Below are 13,570 nucleotides of genomic sequence, written 5' to 3'. Positions count from 1 at the left end.
ATGTCTGAGCAGCGCTTCGGAGAGTTCGTGGCGGTGCGGCGGCACGGCGACGGCGACGTGGTCGCCGAGCTCGTACTGGACCGGCCGAAGGCGATGAACGCCGTCTCCACCGAGATGGCGCGCTCGATCTCCGCCGCGTGCGACGCGCTCGCCGCGGACCCCGGCGTACGGGTCGTCGTCCTGACCTCCACCCACGAGCGCGCGTTCTGCGTCGGCGCGGACCTCAAGGAGCGCAACTCCTTCTCGGACGCCGAGCTGGTGCGCCAGCGGCCCACCACCCGGGGGGCCTACGGGGGCGTGCTGGAGCTGCCGATGCCGACCGTCGCGGCGGTCCACGGCTTCGCGCTGGGCGGCGGCTTCGAGCTGGCGCTGGCCTGCGACGTGATCGTGGCCGACGAGACGGCCGTGGTCGGCCTGCCCGAGGTGTCGGTCGGCGTGATCCCGGGCGGCGGCGGTACGCAGCTGCTGCCGCGGCGCGTCGGTGCGGCACGGGCGGCCGAGCTCATCTTCACCGCCCGCCGGGTGGAGGCGGCCGAGGCGCTGTCCCTGGGCCTGGTCGACGAGGTCGCCGCGGCGGGCGGGGACCGGGAGCGGGCCCTGGAGCTGGCCCTGACGATGGCGGCGAACTCGCCCGTCGGGCTGCGCGCCGCCAAGCGGGCGCTGCGGCTGGGGCACGGGATGGACCTGGCGGCGGGGCTGGAGATCGAGGACGCGGCCTGGCGGACGGTGGCCTTCTCCGGGGACCGGGCGGAGGGCGTGGCGGCCTTCAACGAGAAGCGCAAGCCGAACTGGCCCGGGCAGTAGGAGCGGGCCGCCGGGGTGGCGGCCGGTCACCCCAAACACGCCCAACCATCACCTAATCGGATAAAACTCCCTAGTCTGGGGTGATGGGAGTTGACGGGCGGCTGCGGGCCGTCGTGGCACTCGCGCAGGCCATGGCGGCGGCCGGCACGCCGCGGGACAGCGTCCGGGCGGCCGCGCGCGGGGCCAGGCTGGCGATGGACGGCTCGTTCGCCGCGATCTCGGCCTGGGAGCGTGAGCGCGGGCTGCTGCGGGTCCTGGTGAACGAGGGCGAGCGGCGGGCCGGGGAGGAGGAGTTCCCCGAGGACGAGTCCTACCCCGTGCACGACTTCCCCGAGATCACCGAGTTCCTGCACGAGCGCTGGGTGGGCGGCGGCGGCCCGCACGCCTGGGTCGAGAGCGCCGTCGGCGACCGCCCCGGGCGGCGCGGGGACGCCCTGCGACGGCGCGGGCGCGGCACGTGCGTGGTCGCGCCGGTCGTGCTCAGCGGGCGGGCCTGGGGCGAGCTGTACGTGGCCCGGGACGAGGGGCTGCCGGACTTCGACGAGGGCGACGCGGAGTTCGCCGCGGTGCTGGCGGCGGTGGTGGCGGCCGGGCTCGCGCAGAACGAACGCCTGGAGGAGGCCCGGCGCCTGGCCTTCACGGACCCGCTGACCGGCCTGGCCAACCGCCGGGCCGTGGACATGCGGCTGGACGAGGCGCTGGAGGAGCACCGCCGCACCGGGACGGTGGTCAGCCTCGTGGTGTGCGACCTGAACGGCCTCAAGCGGGTCAACGACACCCTGGGCCACGCGACGGGCGACCGCCTGCTGGAGCGCTTCGGATCGGTGCTGAGCCTGTGCGGGGCGATGCTCCCGGGGGCGCTGGTGGCGCGGCTGGGCGGGGACGAGTTCTGCCTGGTCAGCGCGGGCCCGTCGGCGGACGAGGTGGTCCGGGTCACCGGCGAGGTGTGCGTACGGGCCGCCGAACTGGAGCTGGGCGAGGGCGTGGCGTGCGGGGTCGCCTCCACGGGGGACCCGATCGGGCCGGTGAAGTCCTCGCGGCGCCTCTTCCGCCTCGCGGACGCGGCCCAGTACAAGGCGAAGGCGGCCCGGTCGAAGGAACCGGTGGTAGCCGGCCGCGACACGGCGGTGGTCCGCCTGGCCGACGCCGCAGCCGCCCGCGAGGGCAAGGGCGAGCGCCGGCGGTTCCGGGGGCGGCAGTAGGGGCCGCGCGGGCGCGCCATCTCCCCCGCGAGGGGGTGGGGCGGGTCGGCGGCTGCCCACCCGCCTCCCGGGGTGCGGGTGGGTGCGTACGTGGCACCGCGCCGCGGTGGGGTGACCTGTGGGCGGGGTGGGTCCCGGGCGGTGTCCGGCCTCGCCGGGTCGGGGTATGGGGAGCGCGGGGCGTCACGGCGGGGGCGTGCCGTCGGTGTCCGAGTGCGGCGGGGGTCTGGTTCCGGGGCGGGGGGCGGCAGGGGCGGTAGCCCCTCGGGCGGTCTCAGGGAGGGTTGGGGGCTTCCCGTCAGTCCCATCGTCCTTCCGGTTCGTGCCGGCCTGTCAAGGGCGCTCCCTGCGGTCGCGTCGCTACGCGATCGCCTTCGGCGACCCTTGACCGACCGACCCGAACCGGAAAGCCGAAAGACTGCCGGGAAACCCCCAAAGAAACGGCACGGTCCAGAGGAACAGGGACGGGCCTCTCAGCGATGAGGCGGCAGGGCCGGGCCCGGCCCGCCTGCCATCCGGGCCCGTCCAGCCCTCGCCCAGGGCCAGGGGCGCCGCTACCTGCACCAAAAGTCGATCAGAGCCCGCTACGGAGCACCCAAGCGCGACAGATCGCTACGCGCTCCTCATCTCTCAGCGTCCGGCGACCGCCCTGGGCTGCTACCTACACCAAAAGTCGATCAGAGCAGGCCAGGGATCCGACAGGCGCAACAGATCGCTACGCGCTCCTCTCCTCTCGGCGTCCGGCGGTCCGTCATGGGCTGGTCGCAGGCCGTACGGAAGACCTGCGCGCGCTGTATGTCCTTTGTGCTGGGGTGTGTTGGAGTCGGATAGCCCTTCTGGGCCCAAGGAGGCCGCCGGACGCCGAGACGAGAGGGATACGTAGCGGTCTGATGCGCATGTCGGGTCCCTGCGCTGCTCTGATCGACTTTTGGTGCAGGTATCGGCCCAAGGCGGTCGTCGGGCGCTCAAATCCGAGGAGCGCGTAGCGATCTGACGCGCCCTTCGGCTTCCTGGGCTGATCTGGTCGGCCTCTGGTGCGGGTATCAGCCACAGGCGGTCGCCGGACGCTGAGACGGGGGGAGCGCGTAGCGATCTGCTGCGGGTGGCCGGGCTCTTGGCCCGGCGGCATGGGTACGGGGCCCGGATGCCCGGCGGGCCGGGGCCCGGCCCCTCGCTCGTCGCTGACGGGCCCGTCCCTCTGTCCTCTGCCCGGTGACCGTTTCTTTGGGGGTTTCCCGGCAGTCTTTCGGCTTTCCGGTTCGTGCCGGTCGGTCAAGGGTGGCCGAAGGCCATCGCGTAGCGACGCGACGAAGGAGCGCCCTTGAGGGACCGGTGCGAACCGGAAGGACGATGGACTGACGGGAAGCCCCCTACCTGCTCTGATCCGGTCCAGGGGGATACCGCCCACCCCCGCCCCCCGCCCCGCAACCGGAACCCTGCCGCACTCGGACACCGACGGCACGCCCCCGCCGCCACGCCCCGCGCTCCCCGTACCCCGACCCGGCAAGGCCGGACACCGCCCGAGCCCCACCCCGCCCGCAGGCCCCCCACCGCGGCACGGTGCCACGTACGCACCCACCCGCACCCCGGGAGGCGGGTGGGCAGCCGCCGACCCGCCCCCACCCCCTCGCGGGGGAGATGGCCCGCCCGCGCCCCGGACCGCGTGACACCGACCCGTCGCAAAATGGAGGGGTGACATGAAGGGATTCAGTCCGTAGGGTGCTGAATATGGATATGCACACTGTCGTGGTGGGGACGTCCGGGACCACCGCCGAGGACGTCATCGCCGTCGCCCGCGGCAACGCGCGGATCGAGCTGTCCGCCGAGGCGCTGGAAGCGCTCGGCCGCGCTCGCGAGATCGTCGACGCGCTCGCCGCCAAGCCCGAGCCCGTCTACGGGGTCTCCACCGGCTTCGGGGCGCTCGCCTCCCGGCACATCAGCCCCGAGCTGCGCGCGCAGCTCCAGCGCAACATCGTCCGTTCGCACGCCGCCGGCATGGGCCCGCGCGTGGAGCGGGAAGTCGTCCGCGCCCTGATGTTCCTGCGTCTGAAGACGGTGGCCTCCGGGCACACCGGCGTGCGGCCCTCGGTCGCCCAGACCATGGCCGACCTGCTGAACGCCGGGATCACCCCGGTCGTCCACGAGTACGGCTCCCTCGGCTGCTCGGGCGACCTCGCGCCGCTCTCCCACTGCGCCCTCGCGCTCATGGGCGAGGGTGACGCCGAGGGCCCCGACGGCACCGTCCGCCCGGCCGGCGAGCTGCTCGCGGAGCACGGCATCGAGCCCGTCGAGCTCCGGGAGAAGGAGGGCCTCGCCCTCCTGAACGGCACCGACGGCATGCTCGGCATGCTGGTGATGGCCCTCGCCGACCTCGACACCCTGTACAAGTCCGCCGACATCACCGCCGCGCTGACGCTGGAGGCGCTGCTCGGCACCGAGAAGGTGCTCGCGCCGGAGCTGCACGCCATCCGTCCGCACCCCGGCCAGGGCGCGTCCGCCGCCAACATGGCCGCCGTGCTGAAGGGTTCCGGGCTCACCGGGCACTTCCAGGAGGAGTCCGCCCCGCGCGTGCAGGACGCCTACTCCGTGCGCTGCGCCCCGCAGGTCGCCGGTGCGGGCCGGGACACGATGGCGCACGCCGCCCTCGTGGCCTCCCGCGAGCTGGCCGCGGCCGTCGACAACCCGGTGGTGCTGCCCGACGGCCGGGTGGAGTCGAACGGCAACTTCCACGGCGCGCCCGTGGCGTACGTGCTGGACTTCCTGGCCATCGCCGCCGCGGACCTCGGCTCCATCTCCGAGCGCCGCACGGACCGCCTGCTCGACAAGAACCGCAGCCACGGCCTGCCGCCGTTCCTCGCGGACGACGCCGGCGTCGACTCCGGTCTGATGATCGCCCAGTACACGCAGGCCGCCCTGGTCAGCGAGATGAAGCGGCTCGCCGTGCCGGCCTCCGCCGACTCGATCCCGTCTTCCGCCATGCAGGAGGACCACGTCTCGATGGGCTGGTCGGCGGCGCGCAAGCTGCGTACCGCGGTCGACAACCTGACCCGGATCATCGCCGTCGAGCTGTACGCGGCCACCCGCGCCATCGAGCTGCGTCACGGGCTGACCCCGGCGCCGGCCAGCCAGGCCGCCATCGCGGCGACGCGTGCGGCGGGCGTCGAGGGTCCGGGCCCGGACCGCTTCCTCGCGCCGGACCTGGCCGCCGCCGACGCCTTCGTCCGCGCGGGCGGGCTCGTCGCGGCGGTGGAGCCGGTGACGGGTCCCCTCGCCTGACCCCGGTCGGCAGCGAGCGCGGCAGAAGGGCCGCACCCCGTCCGGGGTGCGGCCCTTCCGCCGTTCCTAGAGGCTGCGGGAGCGGCGTACGGAGAAGGTGACGAAGCCGGCGCCGAGGCCGAGGCAGAGGGTGCCGCCCAGGACGTACGGGGTGGTGTCGACGCTGCCGGTGTCGGCGAGCGAGAGGACGGTGATGCCGGCGGGCCGCTCCTCGGTGACGCCGGCGATGGTGCCGGTGCCCGTACTAGTGCCCGTACCGGTGGCGGCGCCGGTGTCGGCGTCGTCGTCCGTGCCGGAGTCCGTCCCGGAGTCCGAGACGGTTCCGGTGTTGGCGGCGGCGGGCGCGCCCTGGGTGCCCGCGGACGTGCCGGGGGCGGTGGCGTTCGCCGACGGGACGAACCAGAGGGCGGCGAGGAGGGTGGTGGCCCCGAGGGCGGTGAGCAGAGGTCGACGTGCGGACACGGTGCGATCCCCCTTGCGGAAGCAGCGAATTGGCCGTGTGCGCAGATGCTAGTGAAAGGGGCGGGTCGCGGGAAAGTCGAGGCTGTCGCGGGCTTACTCTCCGTCGTATGAACCCTTCTGATGAATCACGATACGTACGGCTTCGGGTGGATTTGGTGCTGGAGGTGACGGACTCCGACGCCCTCATCGGCGCGGCCCTCGCGCACATCAAGGCCGACGAGTTCATGCCGGATGAGGAGCGCGCGCACGCGGAGTCGGCGGTCATGGAGGACGAATCGGAGGCCCTGGCCTACCTCGTCGACCCCACCGACCTGGTCGCGGAGCTGACCGGAGTCGAGCTGGCACAGGCCTCCTGGAGCAGCGAACCGGTCGAATACGACCCCGAGTCCCTGGAGTGGGACCTCGACGAGGAAGATGGTGGTTTCGAAGAAGGGGCCGACAACGCCTGACCGTGGGGTTGCACACATTCGAACGGGATGTGGAACCGAACCGCGTCGTTAACGCGTTGTCAGGACGAGCGGGGGGCGTCGCCCCCTGCCCGGCCCGATCCCGGGATCGCAGCCCGGGGTTTCACGGCAACGATGGAGTGACGTGTGAGGACGTACAGCATGCGGCGGAGAAGGTCCCTGGTGGCCGTGTCCGCCGTGCTCGGTGGCGTACTGATGCTTTCGGCCTGCAATGACGGGGGCGGCGAAAAGTCTCAGGGCAGCTCGGACGCGGGCAAGTCGCAGGCGGAGGTCGACGCGGCGGCGGCAAAGGACGCCTCCAAGGCCCGAATAGCCATCACGCCCAAGGACGGCTCCACCAACGTCCCGCTGAACGACGGGACGAACGTCGCCGTCAGCGACGGCACGCTCACGAAGGTCGAGCTGAAGAGCTCCGACGGTGCGGCCATCACCGGCAAGATCGCCGCCGACGGCAAGAGCTGGAAGCCGGACTCCGCGCTGAAGCGCTCGACGAAGTACGCCCTCGCGGCGACCGCGAAGGACGAGGCCGGGCGCGAGGCGCACGAGAACGCCTCTTTCACCACGCTCTCCCCGGAGAACAGCTTCGTCGGCTCCTTCGTCCCGGAGGAGGGTGAGACGGTCGGCGTGGGCATGCCGGTGTCGATCACCTTCAACAAGCCGATCAAGGACCAGAAGGCCGTCCAGGCGGCCATCAGCGTCTCCTCCAGCAGCGGCCAGGAGGTCGTCGGCCACTGGTTCGGCAACCAGCGCCTGGACTTCCGTCCGGAGCAGTACTGGCAGGCGAACTCCACCGTCACCCTGAAGCTCGCCCTCCAGGGCGTGCAGGGCGCGCCCGGCATCGTCGGCGCGCAGAACAAGACCGTCACCTTCAAGATCGGCCGGAGCCAGGTCTCCACCGTCGACGTGAAGGCGAAGACGATGACGGTGACCCGTGACGGACAGGTCCTCAAGACCATCCCGATCTCGGCCGGTTCTCCCGAGAACCCCACCTACAACGGCCAGATGGTGATCTCCGAGAAGTTCAAGGAGACCCGGATGGACGGCTCGACCGTGGGCTTCACGAACAAGGAGGGCAAGGGCGAGTACGACATCAAGGACGTCCCGCACGCGATGCGGCTGTCCACGTCCGGCACCTTCATCCACGGCAACTACTGGGGTGCCGACTCGATCTTCGGCAAGGTCAACACCAGCCACGGCTGTGTCGGTCTGAACGACGCCAAGGGCGCCAACGACCCGAACCAGCCCGGCGCCTGGTTCTTCGACAACTCGCTCATCGGCGACGTGGTCACCGTGGTGAACTCCCCGGACAAGACCATCAAGCCGGACAACGGCCTCAACGGCTGGAACATGTCGTGGGCCGAGTGGAAGGCGGGCCCGTCGGCCTGACGCCACGGCAGCGGTACGAACGGACGGCGGGGACCCCGGAAGGGGTTCCCGCCGTCCGGCGTTTGCGGGGCCGGCCGTGAACCTCCCGCCCCCCGGAACCGACCGGTCCGGCGGGCGCGCGCCTACAGTCCTGCCATGACGAAGATCAACACGCTGTCCGTGCCGCCCACCGACGCCGAGGTCGATGCCTGGTGGGCCGTGCAGGTCGCCGCCCACGCGGCCGATGCCGCCGCCCTGCCCGCCGTACCCGCACCCTCGCGGACGGAGGCCGTCGGGCGGCTGCGGGTCCCTCCGTCGCGCGGCCGCTTCGTGCACTGGACGGCCGGGGACGGCGAGGGGCAGGCCGCCCTGCTGCTCTTCACCGAGCGGGGCAACACCCACACCGCCTTCCTCGACGAGCTGACCGTACGGCCCGACGCGCGCCGGCGCGGCGTGGGCACGGCCCTGTGGCAGCGGATCCGCCGAGAGCTCCTCGACCAGGGCCGCACCTCCGTCGCCACCGTCACCGACCTCGGCGGCCCCGGACAGGCCTTCGCGGAGTCCCTCGGCTTCGAGAACGTGCTCTCGATGGCCTGGTACGTACGGGAGCTCGGCGAGGACGGCCCGCCGCAGTTCCCCGCCACCCCCGGCTACGAGCTCCACGTCTGGCCGGGCCTGGTGCCCGACGACTGGGCCCCGGCCACCGCCGTCGCCCACGGCGCGATGGAGGACGCCCCGAGCGGGGACAGCGACGAGACCTTCCAGCCGTGGACCGTCGAGCGGGTGCACGGCGCGCAGCGGCTGGTCCTGGACCGGGGCGGGGAGATCGCCCTGGCCGCGGCGGTCACCCCGGCCGGGGAGGTGGCCGCGTACACGGTGCTGGTGCTGCCGGATCCGGCGGGCCCGCGCGCCCTCCAGTACGACACCGTGGTCGTCCCCGCCCACCGGGGCCACGGCCTGGGCCGCGCGGTCAAGCTCCGCATGGAGGCGTACGCGGCCGAGCGGCTGCCGGGGCTGCGGTGGATCGGGACGACGGTGGCCGACGAGAACGCCCCGATGCTGGCGGTGAACGCCTCCCTCGGCTACCGCCGCGAACGCGACGCGGGCCTCTTCCAGCTCAAGCTCTGACCGCGGTGGCCCGGGCGGGCGTCACTCCGCCGCGGCCACGCCGATCGGGCAGGAGACGCCCGTGCCGCCGATGCCGCAGTAGCCGCCGGGGTTCTTGTCGAGGTACTGCTGGTGGTACGGCTCCGCCGGCCAGAAGGGGCGGCCTTCGGCGGGGAGGACGGCGGTGGTGATGTCGCCGTGGCCCGAGGCCGTCAGGACGCGCTGGTAGGCCTCGCGGGAGGCCTCGGCGGCCGCCTGGTGGGCGGGGGAGTGGGTGTAGACGGCCGAGCGGTACTGGGTGCCGACGTCGTTGCCCTGGCGGAAGCCCTGGGTGGGGTCGTGGGACTCCCAGAAGAGCTTGAGGAGGGTGGCGTAGGACACCTGGGCCGGGTCGAAGACCACGCGGACGACCTCGGTGTGGCCGGTCTGGCCGGAGCACACCTCCTCGTACAGCGGGTTTTCGGTGAAGCCGCCCTGGTAGCCGGCCAGGGTGGTCCACACCCCGGGGGTCTGCCAGAACTTGCGCTCGGCGCCCCAGAAGCAGCCCAGGCCGAAGTCGGCGACTTCCAGGCCCTCGGGGTAGGGGCCGGACAGCGGGTTGCCGAGGACGGTGTGGCGCTCGGGCAGGGCGAACGGCGCTTCGGCGCGGCCCTTCAGGGCCTCCTCGCGGGTGGGGAGCTCGGGCGTGCGGCGGTACGAGAACATGGATTCCCTCCTTGTGGGAGGCACAACGGTCGGGGGGGGGGGGGGGGGGGGGGCGCCCCCCCCCCCCCCCCCCCCGACCGCCTGCGCCGCGTCCTACTCGTCCGGCGTGGTCACGTTCACCGCCCAGTCGCGGGCGTACAGGTAGCGCCGCTTCGGCTCCCCGGCGTACGTCCACGGCGCGGCCCCGATGTACCCGTCGACGTGCCGGAACTGCTCGACCGCCTCCGCGTCCCGGTCCTGCCAGAACAGCAGGTAGGCCAGCATGTGCCGCATGCGCGGGGTCCCGGGGTGGTCGTTGCCGGCGGCGGCCAGGTCCGCGAGCGCCGCGTCGGCCGCGGCGACGATCTCCGGCTCCTTGTAGTAGGTCTCCGGCAGGAGGTCGTCCTCGTACGTCTCCTGCTCGAAGTACGCCATCAGGGGGAGCAGGGTCAGCAGGTCGCCCGGCTTGCCGGCGGCCGCCGACTCGCGGGCGAAGGCCATGGCCAGCTCGTGCGAGCCCTGCCACTTGGCGCACCAGTACTGCAGGCCCGCGACGTGCGACCACAGCACCCGCGGGGCGCGTTCGGTGATGCGCGCCCACAGCTCCCGGTAGCGCTCGTGCGAGTAGCCCAGGCCCATGCCGATGGCCTGCTCGACCACGTACGGGGCGGGGTCGGCCGGGTCGGCCAGCTTCTGCGCCTCGTGGGCGTCGGCCTGGGCCTTGGTGAGGAGCTGGTGGAAGAGCCGGAACTGCTCCTGGGTGGTGCGGCTGCCGGACTGGCTGCCGCGCACGTTCCAGGCGACCATCACGCTGGTGTCGGCGTTGACGAGGGCCGCGGTGGGGTCGCCGGGCCGGGCCGCGCGCCAGGCCAGCAGCCAGGCGTCGTCCTCGGCGGCGGCCTCGGCCAGCGGGCGCACCCGCTCCAGCCGCTCCTGCCAGTCCTGTCCGGCGGCCTCGACGTAGGCGGCGGCGGCCTCCCAGTCGCCCGAGCGGACGGCCTCCAGGACGGCGAGGCGCCCGGCCGGGACCGGCGCCGGGTTCTCGGTGTCGAGGTCGGCCTCGGCGACGAAGCCGAGGGCGACGACCTCGGCCGCCTTGCGGGCCGCGGTGTCGGCCTCGACGGCGTCCGTCTGCGCGTTCAGGGTGCCGATCTCGGCCTCCAGGCGCTTGGCCTTGCGGATGAGGTACATCCCGCGCAGGACCCAGCAGGCGACGGCCAGGACCAGGATGCCGATGACGGCGAGTACGGCGGTCACGGGGCGAGCACCAGCTTCCTCAGGAGTTCGGTGTCGGGCAGGTCGGCGACGGCCGCGTCCAGGGCGGGGCCGAGCTCGTCCTCGAAACCGGGTACGGGGTAGGACAGGGCGGCCGAGTCCGACCAGGACAGCTCCCAGCGGGCGGCGCCGCGGGCCAGCAGCTCGACGGTGACGAGCTGGCCGAGGGCCCGCCGGACGACCGGGCGGGCGAACTCGCGGGCGGTGCGGCCGGTCGCGGCCCCGGCCTCCTCGGACTTCGGGAAGCGGTCGGCGATCCGCCAGCGCACCGCCGGGTCGGCGTCGATCGCGTCGAGCACGTCGCCCAGGCCCGGGCCCGCGCCCTCGGCGGTGAGGGCCTCGCGGATGTCCTCCGCGCCCCGGCCGACGTAGGTGGTCATCGACCGGTGGACGAGCTCGTCCCAGTCCACGCGGGTGAGCGCGAGCGCCTCCGGCGTGAGGACGACCTGCTCCAGCGCGGCCAGCGCCTCCTGCGGGGAGGCGAGCAGCTCCAGGGCCGGGCGGGCGCTCTGCCCGGCGCGGCCGTCGTCCGGCAGGGCCTCGATGCGGGCCACGCGCTCGGCGAGCGCCGGGTGGGAGTCGTACGGGGAGGCGGGCTCGGTGGACAGCTCGCGGCGCAGGCCCTCCAGCTCGTCGGAGCGGGCGTCGAGCAGCTGCCGGAGTCCGCCGAAGACCTGGCCGGGGCGCGGCAGCAGGCCGGCGCCGACGCCGAGGGTGGCGTAGGAGCTCATGTAGAAGCCGTGCGCCGAGTCGAGGGCGTTCAGCTCGCGCAGCGCGGAGGCGGCGGAGTCGCGGCCGGCGACGCGGACGGAGGCCAGGTCGGCGGCCAGCTCCTGGCGGCGCGAGGAGGACAGGGTGGCCCGCATGTAGAAGTGGGCGTACCCGGTGTAGATCTTCGCCATCGCGCGGTACGAGAAGCCCGCGCCGTCGGTGTCGATCTCCTTGGCCTTCTTGCCCTTGGCGATCCGCTTCTCGGCGCGCTTCTCCTGCTTGGCGCGCTCCTTGGCCTCGGTGTTGTCCGCGCGGTCGTGGAAGTGCTGGATGGTGCGCACGAGCTGGGCGCGGCCGCGGGCGATCAGCGGGGTGAGGCGGGTGTCGAAGTTGGCGTAGTGGCCCATCTCGTGGGCGAGGACCGCGCGCAGCTGCATCTCGTCCAGGCCCGTCATCAGGGGCAGGCCCAGGTAGAGGCGGCGGGTGCCGGCCACCAGTCCGAGCATCCGGGAGTCCTCGGAGACGGCCGCGTTGACCTCGTCGATCAGCAGGATCTCGTCGGGGGCGCGGGTGCCGACCTCGTCGGCGACCTCGCGCACGGCCCGCCACAGGGCGGGCTCCTGCGCCTCGGTGACGCGGACGCCGGGCATGGGCTCGGCCTTGGGGGTGCGGAGCATGAACATGCCGCGGATGATCGGTATGGCGAGGACCACCGTACCTATGACGACCTTGCCGCCCATGGCGCCGTTGAGCCAGGACACGGCGGCCCAGTCGGCGAGCCCGAGGAGGGCGAGCAGGAAGACGCTGAGCAGGTAGAAGCCTGCGAGCAGGACGAGGGCGCGCAGAGCGCGCAGCGAAGCGCCCATATGGAAGGGGTCCCCCCGAGGGATGGTGCGGCTTTTGACGCGCACATGGTGCAATGTTTACGCGCACCTTACGACCCGGCACCGACAGGCCGGGAGCGGGGGTACCGAAATCCTCAGCGGGGGGCGGGGCGGAGCGGCACGCGCCGCACGCACCCCTCCGCCGCCCGGCCGCGGGTCAGTGCGGCAGCGTCGCCGGGGAACCGCCGTTGGCCTCGTACCCGGCCACCGCCATCGCCCGCGCCACCGCGTACGCGGCCGCCGGCTCCTCCGAGGCCGACCAGGGCAGGGCGCCCACGTACCCGTCGACGTGCCGGACCTGCTCCATGGCCTCCGCCCAGCGGCCCGCGCCCACCAGGAACCACAGCAGCAGGTGCCGTACGTGCGCCAGCATCGGATCGTCCGCCCGCGCCTGGTGCACCGCGTACAGGGCCCCCTCCAGCGCCCGCGAGACGACCGCGGTCTTCCCGAAGTCGCTCACCAGGACCGTGTCCGGCATGTTCTCGTACACCGAGAACAGCGGCAGCGCCGCCAGCAGCGAGCCCTGCGGGGCCCGGGCCGCGGCGGCGTGCGCGAAGGCGTCGGCCTTCTCGCGGGAACCGTGCCACTTCTCGCACCAGTAGTGCAGGGCGGCCAGGTGCGCGCCCATGTGCGCCGGCGCCACGTCGATCACCCGGGCCCACAGCGCGTCGAACTCCGCCTCCGCATACCCGAGCCCCCGCGCGACCGCGAGCTCCGTGATCACCGGGACCGGGTCGCCGGGCGCCAGCAGCGACGCCTTGCGGCAGGCGTCGCGGGCCTCCTCCAGGATGATCCGGTGGTCCTGCGAGCCCACCCCGCCCGAGGACCGCCAGGCCTGCTGCACCAGCAGCTCCGCGTGCACCTGCGCACCCCCCGCGTCCTTCTCCGCCTCCAGCCGCCAGGCCTTCAGCCACTGCGCGCCGGCCCCCGGCCGCTGCGCCAGGTCCAGGGCCGCCGCGCCGCCGAAGGCCTGCACGCGCTGCCAGCGCCGTTCGCCGTCCTTCGGGGTGCCGGCGAGCAGCGCGGACGCGGCCCGCCAGTGGCCGGTGCGCTGGACGTTCTCCAGGGCCTCCATCAAGTCGTGGTCGGGCCCCGGCACCCGGACGTCCAGCTCCTCCTCGCGCGCGAACCCGTAGTCCGCGGGGTCGGCGGCGTCCGGGCTGCCCGGCGCGACCAGCGTCAGGCCACCGCCCCTGCCCCGCCGGAACGAGAAGAACACGGCCAAGGCCACGGCCAGCCCCATCAGGACCCAGATAATCTGCATACCGCCAAGCGAACCAGACCCGGCCGCCGAATGGCGAACGGCCCGCTCCGCCCGCCCGCTCCGCCCGCA

The 13,570-nt window shown here is 73.5% G+C and carries 11 protein-coding genes; 6 read left to right on the top strand and 5 right to left on the bottom strand.

The genetic code is table 11. From position 1 onward, the window contains the following. From ACIPW5_RS35440 to hutH, 3 genes are all read left to right on the top strand, one after another. Entirely contained in the window at window positions 1-804 is an 804-nt protein-coding gene (locus tag ACIPW5_RS35440; protein WP_401254183.1) for an enoyl-CoA hydratase/isomerase family protein, read from the top strand. A gap of 83 nt (window positions 805-887) precedes the next feature. After that, on the top strand, window positions 888-2,006 hold the full coding sequence (locus tag ACIPW5_RS35435) for a GGDEF domain-containing protein (RefSeq protein ID WP_401254181.1): 1,119 nt from the start codon (window positions 888-890) through the stop codon (window positions 2,004-2,006). A gap of 1,734 nt (window positions 2,007-3,740) precedes the next feature. Beyond that, window positions 3,741-5,282, top strand: a complete 1,542-nt coding sequence (gene hutH / locus ACIPW5_RS35430; protein ID WP_401254213.1) for a histidine ammonia-lyase — start codon at window positions 3,741-3,743, stop codon at window positions 5,280-5,282. Window positions 5,283-5,348: 66 nt separating this feature from the next. On the opposite strand, the gene ACIPW5_RS35425 is transcribed toward hutH, so the two are convergent. After that, window positions 5,349-5,744, bottom strand: a complete 396-nt coding sequence (locus ACIPW5_RS35425; RefSeq protein ID WP_401254178.1) for a hypothetical protein — start codon at window positions 5,742-5,744, stop codon at window positions 5,349-5,351. Between the two features lie 164 nt (window positions 5,745-5,908). Between ACIPW5_RS35425 and ACIPW5_RS35420 the strand changes: the two genes are divergently transcribed. The 3 genes from ACIPW5_RS35420 (at window position 5,909) to ACIPW5_RS35410 (ending at window position 8,704) form a co-directional block, all read left to right on the top strand. Next, window positions 5,909-6,193 (top strand): hypothetical protein, encoded by a 285-nt coding sequence (locus ACIPW5_RS35420; protein ID WP_401254175.1) that lies wholly within the window; start codon window positions 5,909-5,911, stop codon window positions 6,191-6,193. 159 nt (window positions 6,194-6,352) lie between these two features. Beyond that, window positions 6,353-7,597, top strand: a complete 1,245-nt coding sequence (locus ACIPW5_RS35415) for an Ig-like domain-containing protein (RefSeq protein WP_401254172.1) — start codon at window positions 6,353-6,355, stop codon at window positions 7,595-7,597. Window positions 7,598-7,732: 135 nt separating this feature from the next. Further along, on the top strand, window positions 7,733-8,704 hold the full coding sequence (locus ACIPW5_RS35410) for a GNAT family N-acetyltransferase (RefSeq protein WP_401254169.1): 972 nt from the start codon (window positions 7,733-7,735) through the stop codon (window positions 8,702-8,704). Between the two features lie 21 nt (window positions 8,705-8,725). On the opposite strand, the gene msrA is transcribed toward ACIPW5_RS35410, so the two are convergent. From msrA to ACIPW5_RS35390, 4 genes are all read right to left on the bottom strand, one after another. Continuing rightward, complete coding sequence (gene msrA / locus ACIPW5_RS35405; protein ID WP_401254166.1) at window positions 8,726-9,388, bottom strand: peptide-methionine (S)-S-oxide reductase MsrA; 663 nt, start codon at window positions 9,386-9,388, stop codon at window positions 8,726-8,728. 93 nt (window positions 9,389-9,481) lie between these two features. After that, the gene (locus tag ACIPW5_RS35400; protein WP_401254163.1) at window positions 9,482-10,624 is read right to left on the bottom strand and encodes a hypothetical protein; all 1,143 of its coding nucleotides are present in this window, start codon (window positions 10,622-10,624) and stop codon (window positions 9,482-9,484) included. Then, a complete protein-coding gene (locus ACIPW5_RS35395) occupies window positions 10,621-12,219 on the bottom strand; it encodes a M48 family metalloprotease (RefSeq protein WP_401254160.1) in 1,599 nt (532 codons plus the stop codon). The genes ACIPW5_RS35400 and ACIPW5_RS35395 overlap by 4 nt, the downstream gene beginning before the upstream one ends. A gap of 175 nt (window positions 12,220-12,394) precedes the next feature. Continuing rightward, on the bottom strand, window positions 12,395-13,501 hold the full coding sequence (locus tag ACIPW5_RS35390; RefSeq protein WP_401254157.1) for a hypothetical protein: 1,107 nt from the start codon (window positions 13,499-13,501) through the stop codon (window positions 12,395-12,397). Window positions 13,502-13,570 lie beyond the last annotated feature (69 nt).

The organism is Streptomyces sp. NPDC090077, from assembly GCF_044747545.1.
GTDB lineage: Bacteria > Actinomycetota > Actinomycetes > Streptomycetales > Streptomycetaceae > Streptomyces.
This window is presented reverse-complemented; position numbering and strand designations above follow the sequence as displayed.

Excerpts from the sequence above, each read along its gene's own strand:
- ACIPW5_RS35410 (WP_401254169.1), top strand. The coding sequence starts at position 7,733 with ATGACGAAGATCAACACGCTGTCCGTGCCGCCCACCGACGCCGAGGTC.
- ACIPW5_RS35415 (WP_401254172.1), top strand. The coding sequence starts at position 6,353 with ATGCGGCGGAGAAGGTCCCTGGTGGCCGTGTCCGCCGTGCTCGGTGGC.
- msrA (WP_401254166.1), bottom strand. The coding sequence starts at position 9,388 with ATGTTCTCGTACCGCCGCACGCCCGAGCTCCCCACCCGCGAGGAGGCC.
- ACIPW5_RS35390 (WP_401254157.1), bottom strand. The coding sequence starts at position 13,501 with ATGCAGATTATCTGGGTCCTGATGGGGCTGGCCGTGGCCTTGGCCGTG.
- ACIPW5_RS35440 (WP_401254183.1), top strand. The coding sequence starts at position 1 with ATGTCTGAGCAGCGCTTCGGAGAGTTCGTGGCGGTGCGGCGGCACGGC.
- ACIPW5_RS35435 (WP_401254181.1), top strand. The coding sequence starts at position 888 with ATGGGAGTTGACGGGCGGCTGCGGGCCGTCGTGGCACTCGCGCAGGCC.
- hutH (WP_401254213.1), top strand. The coding sequence starts at position 3,741 with ATGCACACTGTCGTGGTGGGGACGTCCGGGACCACCGCCGAGGACGTC.
- ACIPW5_RS35395 (WP_401254160.1), bottom strand. The coding sequence starts at position 12,219 with ATGGGCGCTTCGCTGCGCGCTCTGCGCGCCCTCGTCCTGCTCGCAGGC.